14 protein-coding genes are annotated in these 18867 nt (G+C 48.1%); 7 read left to right on the top strand and 7 right to left on the bottom strand.

Annotation, left to right across the window (positions count from 1 at the left end):
* The first annotated feature begins 29 nt into the window (after positions 1-29).
* Entirely contained in the window at positions 30-1097 is a 1068-nt protein-coding gene (locus EST55_RS09240; protein WP_100691900.1) for an aspartate carbamoyltransferase, read from the top strand.
* Between the two features lie 18 nt (positions 1098-1115).
* Positions 1116-3131, top strand: coding sequence for an asparagine synthase (glutamine-hydrolyzing) (gene asnB / locus EST55_RS09235; RefSeq protein ID WP_100691901.1), 2016 nt, complete (start codon positions 1116-1118; stop codon positions 3129-3131).
* 12 nt (positions 3132-3143) lie between these two features.
* On the opposite strand, the gene msrB is transcribed toward asnB, so the two are convergent.
* Positions 3144-4226, bottom strand: a complete 1083-nt coding sequence (gene msrB, locus EST55_RS09230) for a peptide-methionine (R)-S-oxide reductase MsrB (RefSeq protein WP_276318903.1) — start codon at positions 4224-4226, stop codon at positions 3144-3146.
* Positions 4227-4325: 99 nt separating this feature from the next.
* Between msrB and EST55_RS09225 the strand changes: the two genes are divergently transcribed.
* Complete coding sequence (locus EST55_RS09225) at positions 4326-5345, top strand: hypothetical protein (RefSeq protein WP_129497257.1); 1020 nt, start codon at positions 4326-4328, stop codon at positions 5343-5345.
* Here the strand turns inward: EST55_RS09225 and EST55_RS09220 are convergent.
* The 5 genes from EST55_RS09220 to EST55_RS09200 all read right to left on the bottom strand — a co-directional run bounded on the left by EST55_RS09220 (position 5282) and on the right by EST55_RS09200 (position 12885).
* Positions 5282-7081 (bottom strand): ExeM/NucH family extracellular endonuclease, encoded by a 1800-nt coding sequence (locus tag EST55_RS09220; RefSeq protein WP_129497256.1) that lies wholly within the window; start codon positions 7079-7081, stop codon positions 5282-5284. The two genes, EST55_RS09225 and EST55_RS09220, sit on opposite strands and share 64 nt — an antisense overlap.
* Positions 7082-7083: 2 nt before the next feature.
* Complete coding sequence (locus tag EST55_RS09215) at positions 7084-7563, bottom strand: MarR family transcriptional regulator (protein ID WP_053952388.1); 480 nt, start codon at positions 7561-7563, stop codon at positions 7084-7086.
* A 14-nt stretch (positions 7564-7577) separates the two neighbouring features.
* Complete coding sequence (locus EST55_RS09210; protein ID WP_129497255.1) at positions 7578-8672, bottom strand: CsiV family protein; 1095 nt, start codon at positions 8670-8672, stop codon at positions 7578-7580.
* A 20-nt stretch (positions 8673-8692) separates the two neighbouring features.
* Positions 8693-12172 carry a transcription-repair coupling factor gene (mfd, locus tag EST55_RS09205; RefSeq protein ID WP_129497254.1) on the bottom strand — a complete coding sequence of 1160 codons (3480 nt, stop codon included), beginning with the start codon at positions 12170-12172 and terminating at the stop codon, positions 8693-8695.
* Between the two features lie 71 nt (positions 12173-12243).
* Positions 12244-12885, bottom strand: coding sequence for a PilZ domain-containing protein (locus tag EST55_RS09200; protein ID WP_129497253.1), 642 nt, complete (start codon positions 12883-12885; stop codon positions 12244-12246).
* A gap of 85 nt (positions 12886-12970) precedes the next feature.
* Here EST55_RS09200 and EST55_RS09195 point away from each other — a divergent pair, with 85 nt between their 5' ends.
* From EST55_RS09195 to EST55_RS09185, 3 genes are read left to right on the top strand one after another with little or no spacing between them, the layout of a single operon-like run.
* Entirely contained in the window at positions 12971-14197 is a 1227-nt protein-coding gene (locus EST55_RS09195; protein WP_129497252.1) for a lipoprotein-releasing ABC transporter permease subunit, read from the top strand.
* The gene (lolD, locus tag EST55_RS09190) at positions 14190-14900 is read left to right on the top strand and encodes a lipoprotein-releasing ABC transporter ATP-binding protein LolD (protein ID WP_129497251.1); all 711 of its coding nucleotides are present in this window, start codon (positions 14190-14192) and stop codon (positions 14898-14900) included. Before EST55_RS09195 ends, lolD begins: the two co-directional genes overlap by 8 nt.
* Positions 14897-16132, top strand: coding sequence for a lipoprotein-releasing ABC transporter permease subunit (locus EST55_RS09185; protein ID WP_129497250.1), 1236 nt, complete (start codon positions 14897-14899; stop codon positions 16130-16132). Before lolD ends, EST55_RS09185 begins: the two co-directional genes overlap by 4 nt.
* On the opposite strand, the gene EST55_RS09180 is transcribed toward EST55_RS09185, so the two are convergent.
* A complete protein-coding gene (locus tag EST55_RS09180; protein WP_088767963.1) occupies positions 16129-16638 on the bottom strand; it encodes a DUF2062 domain-containing protein in 510 nt (169 codons plus the stop codon). The genes EST55_RS09185 and EST55_RS09180 overlap by 4 nt on opposite strands.
* Before the next feature lie 50 nt (positions 16639-16688).
* Here EST55_RS09180 and EST55_RS09175 point away from each other — a divergent pair, with 50 nt between their 5' ends.
* Complete coding sequence (locus tag EST55_RS09175; RefSeq protein ID WP_129497249.1) at positions 16689-18845, top strand: DNA internalization-related competence protein ComEC/Rec2; 2157 nt, start codon at positions 16689-16691, stop codon at positions 18843-18845.
* The last annotated feature ends 22 nt before the right edge of the window (positions 18846-18867 follow it).

The raw sequence follows: 18867 nt of genomic DNA, 5'->3' as shown, positions 1-18867 counted from the left end.
TTTAATTTCAAAAACAATATGGTAATTCTATGAATATAAAGGATGTATCCTTCGAACGTGAGCGCCCGGATGTCTGTGGTGATGCCCACCCGAAGGCGTTGTTGAAAGCCATTCAGGAGGACGGCGATTACCTACTGAAACTAGCGAATCAACACATCGTGTCGGCTGATCAGTTTTCTCAGCAAGGCATGTTGCAGTTGTTTCGCTTGGCGGCAAAGTATGAAGCTAACCCGCGTCGTTTTAGTACGTCGTTACAGGGCAAGATTCTAATCAGTGCTTTCTACGAGCCCAGCACTCGTACGCGGCTCTCTTTTGAGAGTGCCTGGCATCGGCTAGGCGGCGATATTATGTCAATAACCGACCGCTCAACTACTGGTATCGCAAAAGGCGAGTGTTTGTCGGACATCGCTGAAATGTTCAATAATTACGGCGATTGCGTGGTGCTTAGGGACAACAACGAGACCTCGTTAGAGGAAATGATCGATTCGCTGCGTATCCCAATTATCAACGCCGGGAATGGTGCTGATGAGCACCCGACACAAGCACTGTCTGATATGTACGCGATTTTTAAATGGCGCCCTGATTTAGTGACCGAAGAGGCTGAAAAAGCGCCTATTAAAATTGGTATTATCGGTGTGCCCAATAAAATGCGTACAGTACGAAGCTTTATAAAATGCTTAACCAAGTTTCCGAAAGCTATCGATGAAGTGGTTATCATTCACGATGAAGCGTCAACAGAGCAGCTATTTGGTAGTGAACAAAAAGAACAGGTAGAGCAGGCGGGTATTAAGATTCGCAGCACCAGAGATCTCGATGAGGTATTACCAGAGCTTGATGTGGTTTATATCAATGCCATTTCATGGGAAGGTAACTCAGTGAATACGTACGGCAGTGAATTTCATCTGTCGGCAAAGTCGCCACTGAAAGAAAGCGCCATTATTTTGCATCCACTGGCGCGTGGTGAAGAACTTTCAACGGACTTAGATCATACGCCTCATAACTGGTATTTCAGTCAGGCCAGAGGGGCAGTGTTTTTACGTATGGCGCTACTGACCTGCATGGTTCAGCGAGCTGAGCGCGTCATTGATGTCGTTTAATACGAGGAAAAGCAAAGAATGTGCGGAATTGCTGGCGTTTTTCATCACCAAACGGAAAGAGACATTGATCCTCAAACTCTGGTTAACATGGCGGCGATTATGCATCATCGCGGGCCTGATGGGTTTGGTTACAAGATTCAACCGGAGCGTGGCGTAGGCTTTAGTCACGCTCGCTTATCTATTATTGACCTCGATGAAAACCGGGGACGTCAACCTTTTATGTCGGCAGATAAACGCTTAATGCTGACACATAATGGCGAATTTTATGATTTTAAACGTATTCGGGCTGACTTAACGGCGCGCGGTGCACGCTTTAACAGTAAAAGCGACTCAGAAATTGTTCTGCACTTGTTCGAGCGTTATGGACTGGAAGAAACGCTAAAAGAGCTGCGTGGCGAGTTTGCATTCGGTTTGTTTGATGCCAAAGACGACAGTCTGTATTTAGTGCGCGACCGTTTCGGCATCAAGCCATTGTACTGGACGGAAACCGAGCACGGCGTGGTGTTTGGCTCGGAATTGAAGGTGCTGTTTGCGCACCCGGACGTTAAGCGCCAATTCTCAGCAGAGGGCTTGTATCACCAATTAATCCAGGTCATGGTGCCCGGCTCGACAGCGTTTGAGGGCATTAATCAGGTGCAACCGGGCTATGTTGTTAAGTTGCAGCGTAAAAACGGCAAAGTGGTTGCGTCAGAACACAAATACTGGGACGTCGATTTCCCGCCTGAGCACAGTTATCCGGGTGCTGATGTTGATGAAGACGAATACATTGAAGGCGTCCGTGCCAAGTTACTCGAAGCGGTGCAACATCGAATGACCGCCGATGTACCGGTAGGCTGTTATTTGTCAGGTGGCATCGACTCATGTTCGATATTGGGTCTGGCTTCAGCGTCAACGCAAACTTCCGTAAAAGCGTTTACCATCGGTTTCGATTCCGACGACTATGACGAAACGCCAATAGCGAAAGAAATGGCCGAAGCAACCAATGCTGACCACCACATTATGAGCCTGAATGCCAACGACCTTTACGATCACTTTGTGAAAACGCTGTGGCATACCGAGCGAACCATCTATAACACTCTGGGTGTTGCTAAATACCTGATGAGTCAACAAGTGCACGAAGCAGGCTACAAAGTGGTGATGACGGGTGAGGGCTCTGACGAATTATTTGCTGGCTACCCGGCGTTCCGCAAAGACATGTTTTTGCATGGACTGGATCACTTGCCGGAAGTTGAGCGAGTTGAATGGCAGGAGTTGTTGGAGAAGAACAACGCTTTATTTAAAGGGGCAATGTTGGCTCGTGAAGAGTTTGTCAGTGAGGCGTTTAATAAGAAAATGGGCTTTACACCAAGCTGTGTGCAGCCTTGGTTGTCCTGTTCTTCTGTAGCGTTACCCTTGATGTCGGCGAAGAAACGACAGGAAGTCGAGAGTTATGATCCGAGCGAAGCAATTGCGGATACTTTGGACGAGAGCATGCTGGAAGGGCGTCATCCGCTCGACAGAGCCCAGTACGTTTGGATTAAAACTATGCTGGAAGGGCAGATACTGACCTGGGGTGGTGACCGCGTCGATATGGCAAACTCGATGGAAGCGCGTCCTGCGTTTCTTGACCACCATTTAGCAGAATATGCGTTTACTGTGCCGCCACATTTACGCATTAAAGGCAACAAAGAGAAATACGTACTGCGCGAAGCAATGAAAGGCTTATTGCCGGAAACCCTTTACAAGCGTGAGAAGTTTGCTTTTATGGCACCTCCGGCTCATACCGACCCGGAAAAGTGGAAAGCCGTAGAAAAGTTAGCTGACCAGTTCTTAAGTAAAGAAGCGGTGGAGTCAGCAGGGTTACTCGACTATGACGAGGTGGTTAGAACCTTTGAACGTCATCAGGACGAAAGCGTGCCTAACGAAGAGCGTGTGCAGCTGGACGCCGTGATTAACCATATGCTGGGTGTTCAGGTGTTACACCACCACTTTGTCGCAACTGACGTGCCTCAGCAAGCAGCACAGCGAGCAAAAGAGCTCGGCTGGACGGCTTAGTTTTCTAACATTTTAATCACCGGTGACTGCAGAGATGTAGTCACCGTATCCTCTCTCTTCCATGTCTTCCAGTGGAATGAACTTTAAGGCGGCTGAATTCATGCAGTAACGCAGGCCAGTTGGTGCCGGACCGTCTTCAAACACGTGCCCAACATGAGAGTCAGCATATCGACTGCGTATTTCAGTGCGGGTATAAAACCAGCTATTGTCCTCTTTCTCAACCACAGCATTGGGGGTTATGGGTTGCGTAAAGCTTGGCCAACCAGTGCCTGACTTATACTTATGCGCGGAAGAAAATAACGGCTCACCGCTAACCACATCGACATAAATACCTGGCTTTTTATTATCCCAATAGGGGTTGTTGAAAGCTTCCTCTGTTTCGTCCTCCTGCGTGACGGCATATTGAATCGGGGTTAACTGTTCACGCAGCTGTTGCTTAGAAGGCTTTTCAAAATTCACCCATGGCTTATTGTTGGATTTGACGGATTGCAGCTCGCCACCGGGGTTATCATTAGTGAAACGTTGGTAGTCAACGTCTGAGGTGTCACCCCAATGTTTTTCGACAAAGTCATAGCGTCCTGAGTTGTAGGTATAGACTTTGTAGCGAATAGGGTTCTTATCGTAATAGTCCTGGTGATACTCCTCAGCTTTGTAGAAAGAGGTAAAGTCAGTTATGGGGACAATAATGGGTTCTTTAAAAGGACCATTTTCGGCCAGCCACTGCTTGGACGCTTCTGCAATACGACGCTGTTCTTCGTTGTGAACGAATATCTCCGGGCGGTATTGTTTGCCACGATCAACAAACTGACCATCCGCGTCCGTAGGATCCATAATTCGCCAAAACTTCTGCAATAGGCCTGCATAGCTAATAATGTCAGGGTTATAGTAAATTTGCGCAGCTTCCGTGTGGCCGGTTCGACCGGAAGAAACTTGCTTATAGGTTGGGTTCTTTTCGGTACCGCCAGCGTAACCCGAGACGACTTCTCGCACCCCACTAAGCTGTTCAAAAGCTTCTTCGACACACCAGAAACAGCCACCGGCAAGAGTGGCCACTTTTTCATTATTTTGCTTTGTTGGCTCGTTATTTTGTGCCATGCTGAAACAAGAAAATAACAGTGTAGCACTAACAATCGTAATGAGCTTTTTCATGACAAACTCCAAACGCCAAGGTTATTACTTTATAGACCAATTTTTATGAAAAAGATTACTTACTCAATCATTCTCACCTTAAGTTGTACTTTGCCCTGTATCGCTATCGCTCAGGAGCAAAAAGACGACGACTTTTGGTTGGACGGTTTCAGAGTGGGGCTAGGCGATACGGTTGATGCAACGGCGCTGTGGTTTGACGGTTTGTTTGGTGACGGAAAATTTGAAAATGAATACCATCGTTCGTATGGGCGATTGTCGGTCGCCCCGCAATGGGACGAATACGACGGTTTCGAAGTAAAGTCGCGTTTTCGGGCTCGTGTCGCACTGCCTAACCTGAAGGACAATGTGTCAGCGTTTATCGGGCGTGTGGATGATGACGAGTTTTTAGACGAAGAGTCAACCGGTAAACCGTCGGTGATACGCTCCCCGGAATCTGACCGAGAATGGTTGGTTGGGTTGGGGTTTGATCCTGAAATTCACGAAGGGCATCGGGTTTCATACAGTATTGGCATTCGTGGTGGTCTGCGTTTTGATACTTACGTCAGGGCACGCTATATGACGGGCTTTGTGATTTCCGATAAGCAACAATTAAAGCTGCAGTCAGCGGCATTTTGGCGAGATAGCGATGGCTTTGGCGTCTCGCAGCGTTTTAACTATGAGTCGGCATTAGATGAACGTTGGCTGTTACAGTGGGGCGCATTAGGGACTTTTGCGGAAGAGACAGAAGGAGTGCGCTGGAGCTCAACGGCACGCCTATATCACCTTTACAACGAGGATAAAGCCTGGGCGACAGAAACCTGGGTAGAGGGGCAAACGGACCATGAAGTGCCTATCAGCGACTACGGCCTTCGTTTGCTGAACAGACAGCGTTATTTAAGAGAGTGGTTCTTTGTTGAAAGTTGGGTAGGGTATCACTGGCCTCGAAGTCAGTTACAAGAGCAACGGCAAGGCCAGTGGTTAGTCGGCATTGAATTTGAAGTTCATTTTGGTACTACAAATGCTTACATGCCCGATGCCGAAAAGCGCAAATCCAATACTAATGGATCATGGTCTGACGAACGATAAGGCGTGGGCTCGTAAAACTCGGCATTACGGTAGTCATAAATCCAGGGCTCATCAGCATTAAACGGTAAGTGATACACACCTGAGATATTGTCTTTCAGTTCATTTTCGACAAAAACGTGATCAAGTGCTCCGGCCTGGCTGTCATAAACATACGAATAGTCCGTTGCTTTTGACGGGTTGTAATAACCGTTGTTCGATAAGTATTGAATCGGGTCTTCCATAAAGTAGGCATTAAAGTCACCGAGTAACACCGTGTTTGGGAAGGATTCCTCCGCTATCCATTCGGTTAATTGCTGAGCGGATTTAAGACGTAAGTCGCTCCAGCAGGCTTGGCCGTCATTTTGGTTACTATTAGGGCTTTCTTCGTCTTCGGGGCAACTGCCTTTGGACTTAAAATGGTTAACCACAACGGTAAACTGTTCACCGGTATCTTGATCGGTAAGCGTTTGTGCCAGTGGCGGTCGACTCCCCCAGGCGAATGCACCAGCGGTGTTCACTAACGCATGAGAAGAGGCGCTGACGGTGTCTTTATTGTATATCAGGCCAACCGTTATCTGGTCGCCGCCAATGCGTTGAGCCTGAGGTTCGGAAATAGAATAAGTGACAGAGCCCGACTCGTTTAAAGCGTCAACCAGCTGGCGAATGGCACTGTGCTCACCAAAACCATCGTTTTCAACCTCCATAATACCAACAACGTCGGCGTCTAATGCGTTTATGGCGGCCACGATTTTGGCCTGCTGGCGTTTCATTTCGTCAGGCGTGTCGGCGCCACGTGGGGTAGGGAAGCCCTGCCCCATGCCATTACCATTGAAGAAGTTTAAAACATTAAAACTAGCGATTCTTAGCGTGCCTCCGGCTTTGTCGGGAGCGTTATAAGCGACCGTTTTCGCTGCTGACTTCAGCTGCTGAGGCGTTTCTATAGGTTGAAACCGGTAACGGCGATTAAATTGACTGGCGATACCAACCAATGGCTCTATTTTGGTTCCTGTCCGTAAACTGTTGTGAGGGCCTGAAAATAGCTCTTCAAAAGGCAATGGACGGGGGTCTCTTTTATTGCTGTTGTCGTCCATTTGAATGCGATTCAGCTCATTCTTTGCTGCCAGTTCGCGAGCTTCTTCGCCGGGTTGCACAATTTGTGAGGGGGTCCACAAACGACCTGCGGATACGTCAACAAAGCCATATCGCGTGTAGTTGTAGTTCCCTGAAATAGTGAGAGGCTCATTGTTGCTACTGGAAAGCTCGACGCGCATACCCTCGATACGTTCAAAGTGATTTTTATCGGCGACGGGTAAAGTAAACGGAGTCGCCTTCGGTAGCGCATCAACAGAGCCACAGGTGGTTAGTTCGCTTACGTCGGTTAGCGTAGTAAGTTCGTCAACTTCCTGAATGACACCTGTAAGCACAATGGTGTCTTTCGGCGAAATTTTGCCAATGTGATTGCTGGTTTGTACGAATAAGCCTTCAGACGTGCTCAAGTTGTCATCTGTATCAGTTGGGGCACTTTCAATAAAGAAGCCACCAAGCTCACTTTCAGATCGCCAGCTGGCTGTCACTATACCTCTGACGGTGACCGTCTCATTGGCTTTCGGCGAGCTAAAACCGCTGCCCTGAACAACATTAATGGGCGTAATATTTGGGTTGTCGGTTTGGCAGACATCAGCGACTGCGGCAATAGGCAAAATGGCGGCGGCTAAAGCTGTTATTAACGACGTTTTTCTATACAGTGAAGCTGTCATATTTAATGATCCAGTTTGTGATAGCTGCCGACTTCCAAAACCGGGGCGGCGTCGAGTCGTTCAGCGTCCATCATGTTGGCAATGCGTTGCATGGAGGAAAGCAGTAAGGACTGCTCCCACTCTTCTAACGCCTGAAACTTTTCAATAAAGTCTTCCTGTAGCGGTTGCGGGGCCTTATTTAGTAGCTCCATGCCGCTATCGGTCAGGTACAGCGATACACGTCGCTTGTCCTGCTCACTGCGGTGCCGATGAATAAGTTGACGATGTTCGAGCCGCTCAATCACGTTAGAAACCGTGGCCGGACTTAAGTTAATGTTTTGAGCCACTTTACTGGCGGTGATGCCATCAGCGGCTTTGATTTCTCTTAGAATGAGCAGCTGTGGGGCAGTGAGCCCGGAATATTTGTTGAGTTGTTTGGAGTATAAATCGATGGCTCTAATCACTTTTCTAAGTGCTAACAGAAGCTCTTCATACTTTTCCATTTTCGGCCTCCGTATTAGTATCGTGGCGCAGACAGGTCAGTCCGACGAATTTGGACAACAACGCCGAGTTTCGGATGGTCAAAATAATGTGTTTCGTGGCTGATAACGCGTCGCAGCTGCGAAAAGTAATAACTGCGTAAAAACTCGGTATCGGTTTGCTCGCCGGCTAACGCCAGTGTTGCTTGTTCTTCAATGCTGTTGCCAATGCGCTTTAGGTTATCTATTTCTCGCAAGTTAAACTCACCGTCAATGTGTAAGTAATTGCCGATCAGATAGATGTCGATAAGGCCATCGAATTCCCAAACCAGAGGGTGCTTCCGATTGAGTGAGGGTGTTTGCTCAGGCTGCGGCAGTTTGCTGACAGGTTTAAACGGCTGTTGACCACTTTCTATTAGATCAAATAACTGTTCGATATCGGTCCGGACGTTATTGGCATTTGGGTTTCTTAACGGCGCGACAAACTCCTCGTCTTGCTTAGGGAAACCGTCGTAAAAAAAGTCATTTGAGTAGTTGGTGCCGGCAAATAGGCGGTACTTTGGTCCCACACCTTTTTTGAAAACTGGCTGTCGCCAGGCCATGTGCAGCAACGGCGTGGCTTGGCCTTTTTTGAGCAGTTCAGTGCGAATTTCATTCAGCTCCAGCTTCTCAGCCGGCACTAAAAACGGGGCTGCTGCCGTATTAATGTCGCCACCTTTGCCGTCAATAACAACCGGCGTTTTAGCTAAGTTCATTAAAGGTGACGTCGGTGCGAACGGATTACCGGCGATCGGTATCCATTGTTCTTCATTTTCAAAGCGACAAGCGATATCCATTCGCCATGTTGTTTCTGAAGATTCACAAACTGGCAACCTACTGATTAATGCGCGTGGCCTTTGGTTTAAAAAGCGGCTTAATAGATCTCGCTCGCGATGACTTTCAATGTGAGCAGGCGACAGCTGGAATTGTTCGCTGGACTGATCAGCAATACGTTGCTTGAACACCAATACTTCGACTTCAAACCAGCGCCAGTAGTCCTTATCCGGCAGCGCCTTTGCACTCACCGGGTAAGTGGCTGCAACGACAATAGCAGCAATTAAACTGTGTTTAATCAGACTGGTGACTGACGCCATTAATTTGCTCTCCTTGTGCACTAGGCTTCCGACTGCTCAGAAAACTCATCAAGTAATGACTCTATCAGTTTTAAGCGACTTTGAGTATCTTCAAGCGACTGACTGATGCGCAGTCGGTTTGGACCGTCCAGTTTGTAATGGTTCGGGGCTTTTTGAATTAACCCGATAATTACTTCCGGGTTTATCTTGGTGTTATCCGCAAACTCAATGACACCGCCTTGATTACCGACATCCACTTTGCGAATACCTAATTGTTCGGCATGGTTCCTTAGACTGGTTTGACGCAACAAGTTCTTAGCCGCGTCAGGCAGTAGTCCAAATCGGTCAATTAGTTCCACTTGAATATCATCAATTTCTTTATTGGTTTCGCAATTAGCAATGCGTTTATACAGGCTAAGACGATTATTAATATCCGGAATATAGTCATCAGGTAGCAGGGCCGGTAACTTCAGGTCAATTTCTGAGCGCTCATGCAGTAATTGCGACAGTGACGGTTCTTTACCCGCTTTTAACGCATCAACGGCTTGTTCCAACATGTCCATGTATAAAGTGAAACCGATGCTTTCAATCTGACCGCTTTGGTCGTCGCCCAGTAACTCACCGGCGCCCCGAATTTCTAAGTCATGGGTGGCCAGCATAAAGCCCGCGCCCAAGTCTTCTAATTGAGAAATGGCCTCCAGGCGCTTAGCGGCGTCTTTAGTCATACGCTTAGGATGCGGGGTTAACAAATAAGCATACGCCTGATGATGCGAACGTCCGACACGGCCTCGAAGCTGGTGCATTTGCGCCAGACCAAGATGATCAGCGCGATCCATAATAATGGTATTGGCGCTGGGTATATCAATACCAGTCTCAATAATGGTCGTACACACTAATACGTTGAAACGCTGGTGGTAAAAGTCCGACATAATTTGTTCAAGCTCACGTTCACGCATTTGCCCGTGGGCAATAGTGACACGGGCTTCCGGTACCAGCTCTTCAATGTCGCGGGCGGTTTTTTCAATGGTGTCTACGTTGTTGTGGAGAAAATACACCTGACCGCCGCGCAGGATTTCACGCAGTATTGCTTCTCGCACCGTCGGTTCGTCATACTCCCGCACGAACGTTTTAACGGCCAGACGTTTCGCTGGTGGCGTCGCGATTATCGACAGGTCACGAATGTTATTCATGGCCATGTTCAGTGTTCGAGGAATCGGGGTTGCGGTTAATGTCAGAATGTCGACATCGGCTCGTAGTCGCTTAATGGTTTCCTTCTGGCGTACCCCAAAGCGATGCTCCTCATCGACAATCAGTAAGCCGAGATCGCGGCATTTCACGGTATCTTGCAGCAACTTGTGAGTGCCGATAATAATATCGACTTTGCCGTCTGCCAGGTCGCTAAGAATTGCGTTGGACTGCTTGGTCGTTTTAAACCGAGAAAGTACCTCCACACGCACTGGCATATCGGCGAAGCGGTCGCTGAAGTTTTCGTAATGCTGTTGTGCCAGCAACGTGGTGGGCACTAACACCATGACTTGTTTGCCTTCGTTTACCGCAATAAAGGCGCCGCGCATGGCCACTTCCGTTTTACCAAAGCCAACGTCGCCACAAACCAGTCGATCCATCGCTCGCGGTTGCTGCATGTCATGTTTTACCGCTTCAATAGCGGTATGCTGATCAATAGTTTCTTCAAACGGGAAGCCAGCGGCAAAACGCTGGTAGTCCTCGTCATTAATTTTGAATGGGTAGCCTGGCTTAGCTTCGCGGCGGGCATAGATATCGAGCAGCTCAGCAGCAACGTCCCGTACTTTTTCAGCCGCCCGTTTTTTGGCTTTTTCCCAGGCATCGTTGCCCAGCTTATGTAGTGGTGCATGGCTTTCTTCGCCGCCGCTGTATCGACTCAGCACATTAAGGTTAGCCACCGGCACATAAAGCTTCGAGCCACCTGCGTATTCAATAGTCACGAACTCCGTGGTGACATTACCGGCATCCAGTGTTGTCAGACCCTGATAGCGACCGACGCCGTGATCGATATGAACGACGGGTTGCCCGGGTTGCAACTCCGCCAGGTTACGAATGAGTGTATCGGCACTGACCGTGGCTTTTTGCTCACGGCGGCGACTTTGCACTACGCGGCTTCCAAATAGCTCTGTCTCGGTAATGAACCAGAGTTTGGCATCGGGCAAATAAAAAGAGTTGACGATGGGGCTTATAATTAACCCCACACCTTTTGCAGGCGCGTCTCCTAAATGCTGACACAGCGTCACTTTATGACCTAACTTGGCAATAATCTCCCGCAGTGCTTCACGACGTCCAGCGGTTTCTCCGGAAAGAATAACCCGCTCTGACTTTTCTAAAGCGTTGGTAATAACGCGGTTGAGCTTTTCAAAAGGCGCCTTTTGTTGATGGTCTGCGGCTATCTCAGTAACAGCCTGAGACTCAAACTGAACCGGACCAGGTTGCGCCATGTCGGCAGGAACGCTGGCACGCACGCGGCGGTACTGCTTAAAGTTAGCGTGAATTGCATCAACCGGTAAAAACACCTCGTTCGGATGCAGCAATGGACGCAGCGGGTCGAACTGACGCTGGTCGTAACGGTGATTAATGTCCTGCCAGAGTCGTTCAAGACTTGCCTGAATGTTGCCAAAGGTCACCAGTACCGTGTCTTCCGGCAAGTAGTCAAATAACGAGGAAGTTTCCTCAAAAAACAAAGGTAAATAGTATTCGATACCACCCGGCAACTGGCCTTTGCTGACTTGTTGATACACCGATTCGCGTTCAGTACTGGCTTCAAAACGCTCGCGATATTGAGCGCGGAACCGCTCAATCGCGGTTTTGGTCATCGGGAACTCGTGTGCCGGCAATAAGTTAATATCGTCTATCGGGTCTTTTGACAGCTGAGTTTCAGGATCGAACGGACGAATGGTATCGACTTCATCATCGAAAAAATCCAGTCGATAGGGCGTTTCGCTGCCCATTGGGAACAAGTCTAAAATGGAGCCTCGCGCACTGAATTCACCATGCTCCATAACCTGGTTAACATGTCGGTAGCCCGCTCGCTCAAGTTTTTCCCGCAACTTAATGGCATCCAGCTGCTGGCCTTTTTCTATTTGCAGTGCCTGGCCCGACACGTAAGAGGTTGGGGCAATGCGGTGCATCAAGGTATTGACGCTGACAATAAGCGCACCGCGCTTAGCAGACGGCAGACGTGCCAGCACTGACAGGCGGTCAGAGATAATATCTTGATGTGGCGAGAAACTGTCGTAGGGTAGAGTTTCCCAGTCAGGAAAGAGTGTTATGTCGTCATGATACTCGGTGTGTTCGCCGGCAAAGAATTTTACTTCTTCCTCTAAGCGGTAAGCCTGATTCGCATCGGCGGTGACGACCAGAACCCGTCCAGGTGTTGAATCGATGAGTTTCGCTAACGCCAAAGCGGGTGCACTGCCTTGCAGCTCCTGCCAAGTAATGTCTTTGTCTTTAGATGAAGGAAAGGGAGGTCGTAATACAGATGCCTTAGTCATGACTACTCAATAGTTACGTTAAAAAGGTTGCAGTAAAAGCTGCGCGAACGACAGTATTATACTGAAAATGACTAAGAATTGGATGAGTCGTCTGCTTTTTCCTCAGCATTACTTTTTTGTTCACGGCGTTGCCTGGAGCGCTCTTTTAATTGGCGGCTTTGAGCGTGCAGGCTTGCTCTTATGAGAAGCTCCTGATCTTCTTCGCGAATACGTTCAAAGGTCAGAGTGCAAAGGAATTGGTCACTGTTATCAAGTGGTTCTGAGCTCTCAAGGCGTGCGTAACAGTAAATAGCCAACGCTTCTTGTTTGAAAAAAAGTTTCGCCTGAAACATTTTACCGACTTCCAACTGAGCGTCAGAAACAACCCGGATACCGCCACCACCGTATTCCTTCCCAGAGAACCGATGCGCCGCATCGTCCTCGTTACGCAGCATATAGCCAAGTAGAATATTCAAACGCTTGTGTTGCTGTTCAAGAAAGTCAACTAAAGCGCTCCCGGCAGGCTGCTCAACCTTAATGGCTTGAATTTTATGGGTGTCACTTTCGGCCATGCTCGAGGCAATCAAAAACAGCTCCGGAATTTGCGCTTCAAATTCGTCATCATTTGGCAGTTGGTCAGCATTGTCGAGCGGAACCAAGTTCACCGGGAAGTCGTCCTGTATGGTGAAGAAATCGCCTATTGGTGCTGTCATCGATGTCTGCGATTGCATCATTGCCTCTGCTTTTAGTTGTCAGGCTGTTTACAAGTCATTATGCTTGCTCGTAATGAATTAGCAACCACAAAAACATTGAGGGAACATGTTTCAGCCCGTCGAGCTGTTTATCGGACTGCGTTACAGTCGCTCACGACAGGGATCACCCTTTACTGCTTTTATAAATCGCTTTGCGTTTATCGGTATCGCGCTGGGCGTTATGGCGCTTGTCGTGGTGATGTCAGTAATGAATGGCTTTGAAGGACAGCTGAAAGAACGCATTTTGGGGGCCGTACCTCAGGTCACGGTTCATGATTCTGACAATTCTCGACAACTGACCCGTTGGCAGGAAGCCCGCAAAGCCTTGCCGGATATTAAAGCCGTTCAGCAATTACTTCCCTATGTTCAAACCCAAGCCATTGTGCAGTTAAGTGACAAACTGTCGGTGGCACAAGTACAAGGGGTTTATCCGCTTAATGTGGGCTTACCCGAGTCGATGAAAGGCAAACTTACTCAAGGCGACTGGAACTCACTTAACGCGGGAGACTACCACCTTATTATTGGCGAGCGAATGGCGCAGCGACAAGGGTTAACGCCCGGCGATACCGTCCGTTTAGTTGCGGCGGAAGGCGGCGTTTATACGCCGTTTGGCTTAGTGCCTTCGCAACGTCGATTTGTGGTCAGCGGTATATTTTCGATGGGCTCTGAAGTCGATGAGTCAGTGGTTTTCGCGCACGGCGATGACATTGCTCGGCTTATTCGCTTACCCAATAATGCCGTAACCGGTTTACAGTTGTACTTAGATGATGCGTTTAAGGCACCTATTGTCGCTGAGCAAATTCGCAATGAAACTGAGTTCACGGTGTCTGACTGGCGTTCGAGTTACGGACAACTGTTTGAAGCGGTGGGGATGGAAAAACGCATGATGTGGTTGATGTTGGCACTCATTATAGCGGTGGCCGCGTTTAATACCTTGTCGGCACTTATTATGGTAATTAACGACAAACGCCACGATATCGCTATTTTGCAAACTATTGGTCTTTCTCATAAAAGCATTCGCTCTGTGTTTCTTATGCAGGGGTCTTATAACGGCGTCGTAGGCTCAATGATTGGCGTTATTCTCGGGCTTTTGGTGAGCTTTTTTTTGAACGACATTATGGCGTTAGTGGGGGGCGGTTTCACCGTTGGCAGCGGCGGTTTACCCGTATCCATTCAGGCAGGACAAATTTTCTTGATAGCAGTCGCCGCTATTGCATTAACCATTTTAGCGACGGTTTACCCAGCGTTACGGGCGGCTCACACGCAACCTTCGGAGGCGCTTCGATATGACTGATTTACTGCATTGCAGCGGACTGAGTAAGACCTATCAGGACGGCGATAACCAGGTTAACGTATTAAAGTCGGTCGACTTTTCCATTTCTGCCGGCGAGATGGTTGCTATTGTTGGGGCGTCAGGCTCAGGGAAAAGTACCTTACTGCATATACTGGGCGGGCTGGAAAAGCCAACGACAGGTGAGTTGATGTTTAATGATCAGGACATGACAAGCTGGTCTTCTGACAAGCTGTCCAGCTGGCGCAACAGCAACCTCGGCTTTGTGTATCAATTCCATCATTTATTACCGGAATTTTCGGCACTGGAAAATGTGGCTATGCCGCTATTAATAGCTGGAGAGAAATCAAAAAACGCTAAGCAAACGGCACAAATTTTATTAGAGCGAGTTGGATTAGGTCATCGTTTGTCGCATCGCCCTTCGCAGCTTTCTGGTGGTGAGCGGCAGCGAGTAGCGATTGCCCGGGCTTTTGTTAATAACCCGGATATTGTGCTGGCGGACGAGCCAACAGGGAATTTAGATGGAGAAGCGGCGGCCAGTATTTATCAATTAATGCTCGAACTGAATAAAGAAAAAGGCACAGCCTTTATTGTGGTGACGCATGACAACACATTGGCCGAGCAGCTGCATCGGGTTGAGCGATTAGTTGACGGTACTCTGGATGCTAAACGTTCTAATAACGATGCACAGGTGAGTCATCAATGAGTTTAGCTTGGCTCTTGGCAAAACGATTCCGCAGTCGCCGCGATAAAAAGGGTTTTTTATCGTTTATTTCAGCGTCGTCAACGACAGGTATTGCATTGGGTTGTGCGGTGCTTATTGCCGCATTATCGATGATGAATGGCTTTCAAAATGTGTTACAGAACAAGTTGTTGTCTGTGGTGCCTCATGTTGAGTACAGCGCTGTGGAAGGTGAACTCAAAAATTGGGAGCTCATCAGCAAAATTGCGTTAGAGCACCCTGGTGTGACGGCAACAGCACCCGGTATTAATAGTACGGTTATGGTGCAAACCGATACCAGTTTTCACGGTATTCAACTTAAAGGGATTGATCCTGCTAAAGAAAATACGGTGTCTGAGCTGGCCAATTACGTCAGTCAAAAAGACTGGCAGCGTTGGACTTCTGAAGGCGGCATTTTGCTCGGCGCTGGCATCGCTGAGAAACTGAATGTCAAGGTGGGCGATTCATTGTCTATTTTGTTTCCTGAAAAGTCACAAAGAGGCTTTCAGTCCCCTAAACGCAAACGACTGAAGATAACTGGGTTGTTTGAATTCGGTGGTGAAATTGATCACTTAAATGCTTACGTGTCACTCGATACGGCGATGCACGAATTAACCATTGCCGATGGGGTCACTTCCGTTCGACTCGCATTGAGCGATGTCTTCACCGCACCGGCAGTCGCCCAAGAGGTCGGTAATCAGTTGCCTGAGTTGGTGTATCTGAATGACTGGACGCGCACCCATGGACATCTTTACAGAGATATTGAGCTGGTTCGCTCGGTCGTTTATCTGGTGTTGGTATTGGTAATGGCCGTGGCGTGTTTTAACATTGTATCGACGTTGGTAATGACGGTTGCGAAGAAACGTCGCCAAATTGCGATGTTGAAAACGCTGGGCATGAAGGACCGAACATTGCTACTGACCTTTATGCTGCAGGGAGTCATGAACGGGCTTTATGGCGTACTTTGGGGCGCAGGTATTGGTATACTGCTAGGACAGTTCATGCCGGACATTATGCGTTTTATTGAGTCGTTATTTAATATCGATATTCTCGATGGCGGTATCTATTTCGTGAGTGACATACCGTCACAATGGCAATGGAATGATGTTGTTTTAGTGAGCTCTGTTGCACTTATCATGAGTTGGCTGGCAACCATCTACCCGGCTTGGCGGGCAATAAAAGTAGAACCTGCTAAGGCGCTGCACGACAGGGGCTAGTCACTTTGACGGTTGCGCCATGCTTTAACGACCGAGCGCCGCCAAAGTAAGCGAATTGCAATATAGCCAATTAAACTCGACAGTGTTCCTAAAATTAAGCAGCCGAGAATAAAAGCGGGACCAATGGTCGAAATGCTATGTCCCAGCCACTCCCAACTCAATTCAAACGCAAAGGGCTGTGGTGGTTCAGCCAAAATGGCATTACCTACCAAATAGCACAGATAAAACATCGGAGGCATGGTAATCGGATTCGATACCCAAACCAGACCAACGGACAGCGGCAGATTAACTCGGAAAGGAATGGCCGAGGCGGCCGCTAATAACATTTGAAAAGGAACAGGGACAAACGCGCAGAACAGGCCGACAGCGAACGCGCCGGAGGCTGATCGCCGATTTAAGTGCCATAAATTTGCATCATGCAATAGGCTGCCAAATATTCTTATTGCCTTAGACTCACGCACTTTTTGGTGGTCAGGCATAAAGCGTTGAATAAAGCGTCTGGCCATAATGTAATGTTTATTACCTGTTTCGATTTGCTCCAGGGAGGGAGCAAGCGATGGATTTAAAAACCATCAGGTTACTACTTATTGTTGTATTTTGCGGCATTTCTTGGGTGAATGCCAACCTTTATTGGCAAGAGTTTCAGTCATTACCCAGCGAATACTTTGACTCAGAGCATGATATTCAAATAACTCTCGATGAAATCCCTCAAGTCTATCAATATCATACGCGCATTACGGGACGGGTTTTGCGTGCAAGGGACTTCTTACCCTCCTGGTACCAAGATATAAAAGTGCGGTTAAACCTTTACACTTACGACGAAAGTATCATTCTTAAAGCGGGAGACACGATACAAGGCACCGCGATCTTCAAAGTACCAAAGAGTTACCGTAACGATGGCAGCTTCAACTATAAATCGTATTTAATGCGACAGGGAATAAGCGCCACCGGCTCGATCAAAAACGTATCCGTGGTAAGCCGTTCACCTACTATTCGTCAGCAGGTTTTTGATACCTTAAAACAGGCGAAGTTAGAGTTCGGCGGTGTTATTGCAGCTTTAACGATTGGCGAACGCAGTTTGCTGTCACTCGAGGTAAAAGAAGCTTGGCAAAAGACTGGGCTCGCTCACAGCCTTGCGATATCTGGGTTGCACATCGGTATGGTGGTTGGGGCGGTGTTTCTGTTTGTTTCGTTTTGTTTTCGGTATTTACCAGTGGGTCCCGGTTTTCGCGAACGCTATAACAAACGGTTGATATGTGCCTGTGTGGGTATTTTAGTGGCTGTGTTTTACGCATTTTTAGCAGACTTTGCCATATCGACAGTTCGTGCGCTTGTTCTCGCGGGCATTGTACTTATGCACAAATTATTTGCTGTTCGGGTTAGCCCCTTGCAGTTTCTGCTAAGAACGAGCTTTGGGGTTTTTGTTATTGATCCGTTTGCCTGGCAGGATGCTGGATTTTGGTTGTCAATTTGCGCCGTCACCACGTTATTTTTCAGCCATTGGCGTTGGCGCTCGAAAGCAGGACGCATGGCCAACCTGCGACAACTCTGGTTCATCCAATGGGTGCTGTTAATTATCATGGCGCCGTTATCAGTCTACTTATTCGGCGGTTTTTCTCTGTTTGCACCATTGGTTAACTTGCTGGTCTTACCGCTTATTAGTTTTTGGATTTTACCGCTATCACTTATTGGAACCTTGTGTAGCTTATTTGACGGTAGCCGTTACGCTCAGTGGCTATGGTACATCGCAGAACAGCCGCTCGTTTACATAATGCCTTACTTAAATCAGCTCAGTGTTCATCCCTGGAATTGGCTGGCAATAGACACTTTGGCAGCGACCCGGGACGCTCGTTTTGGGGCGTTATGGGCGCTAATTATTGTCTTTACTGTCCCTGTTGTGCGCGTTTGGCAGCGGATCTTGCTTGTTGTTTGTTTACCGCTCGCTACCTATGTCTTGCTGAATCAGCGAGACGGGCAACTGCGAATCCATGTATTAGATGTCGGGCAAAGTCAGGCGATTGTTGTTGAGAGAAACGGTCGTGCTTTATTAATGGATACCGGGGTTTCTTATCACAGCGGGTTCAGTGTGGCCGAGCAGGTCATAGAACCTTTTTTGCGGTACCACGGATTAGTACCGGAGCTTGTGATTATCAGCCACAAAGACAACGACCACAGTGGCGGCAAAGCCTACTTAGAAAAACGCTATCCTGGAATAAAGTGGTTTGGCGCGACAACCGACAAGCCATGCCTGGCTGGGCAGACGAACTATTGGAATGAACTATCTTTGCACACGTACTGGCCAACAGCGTCGTATAAAAAAAGCGGTCAGCTTAGCCGTAACAATGAATCGTGTGTTGTACAGTTACGTTGGCATGAATTTACCATGCTCTTTCCCGGCGACATTGAAATGGGAGCAGAACAATCGTTATTGGCGTCAGTTCGCTCAAATGAGGTGCTCAATTCAACGATTCTGACCATTCCTCACCACGGCAGTAAAACGTCAACAAGTTGGCCATTGTTGCAGGCGGTAGATGCTGAAGCGTACGTCATTAGTTATGGAAAACATCGTGGCTATAACTTCCCGCACCGATATACGATAGGTCGTTTACAGCGTACCGGTGCGCCTTGGTTTGGCACGCAAGAGGTGGGGCAAATCACCATTACCAGTAATGGGTACTCATGGAGTTTGGAGTTACCTCATGAAAACAGGTAGAATGCACAAAGTTTTAATGACT

This window comes from Idiomarina sp. 29L (genome assembly GCF_004123135.1).
Classification (GTDB): domain Bacteria; phylum Pseudomonadota; class Gammaproteobacteria; order Enterobacterales; family Alteromonadaceae; genus Idiomarina.
Note: the sequence above shows the minus strand (reverse complement) of the source record. Positions and strands in the feature narration are given on the sequence as shown.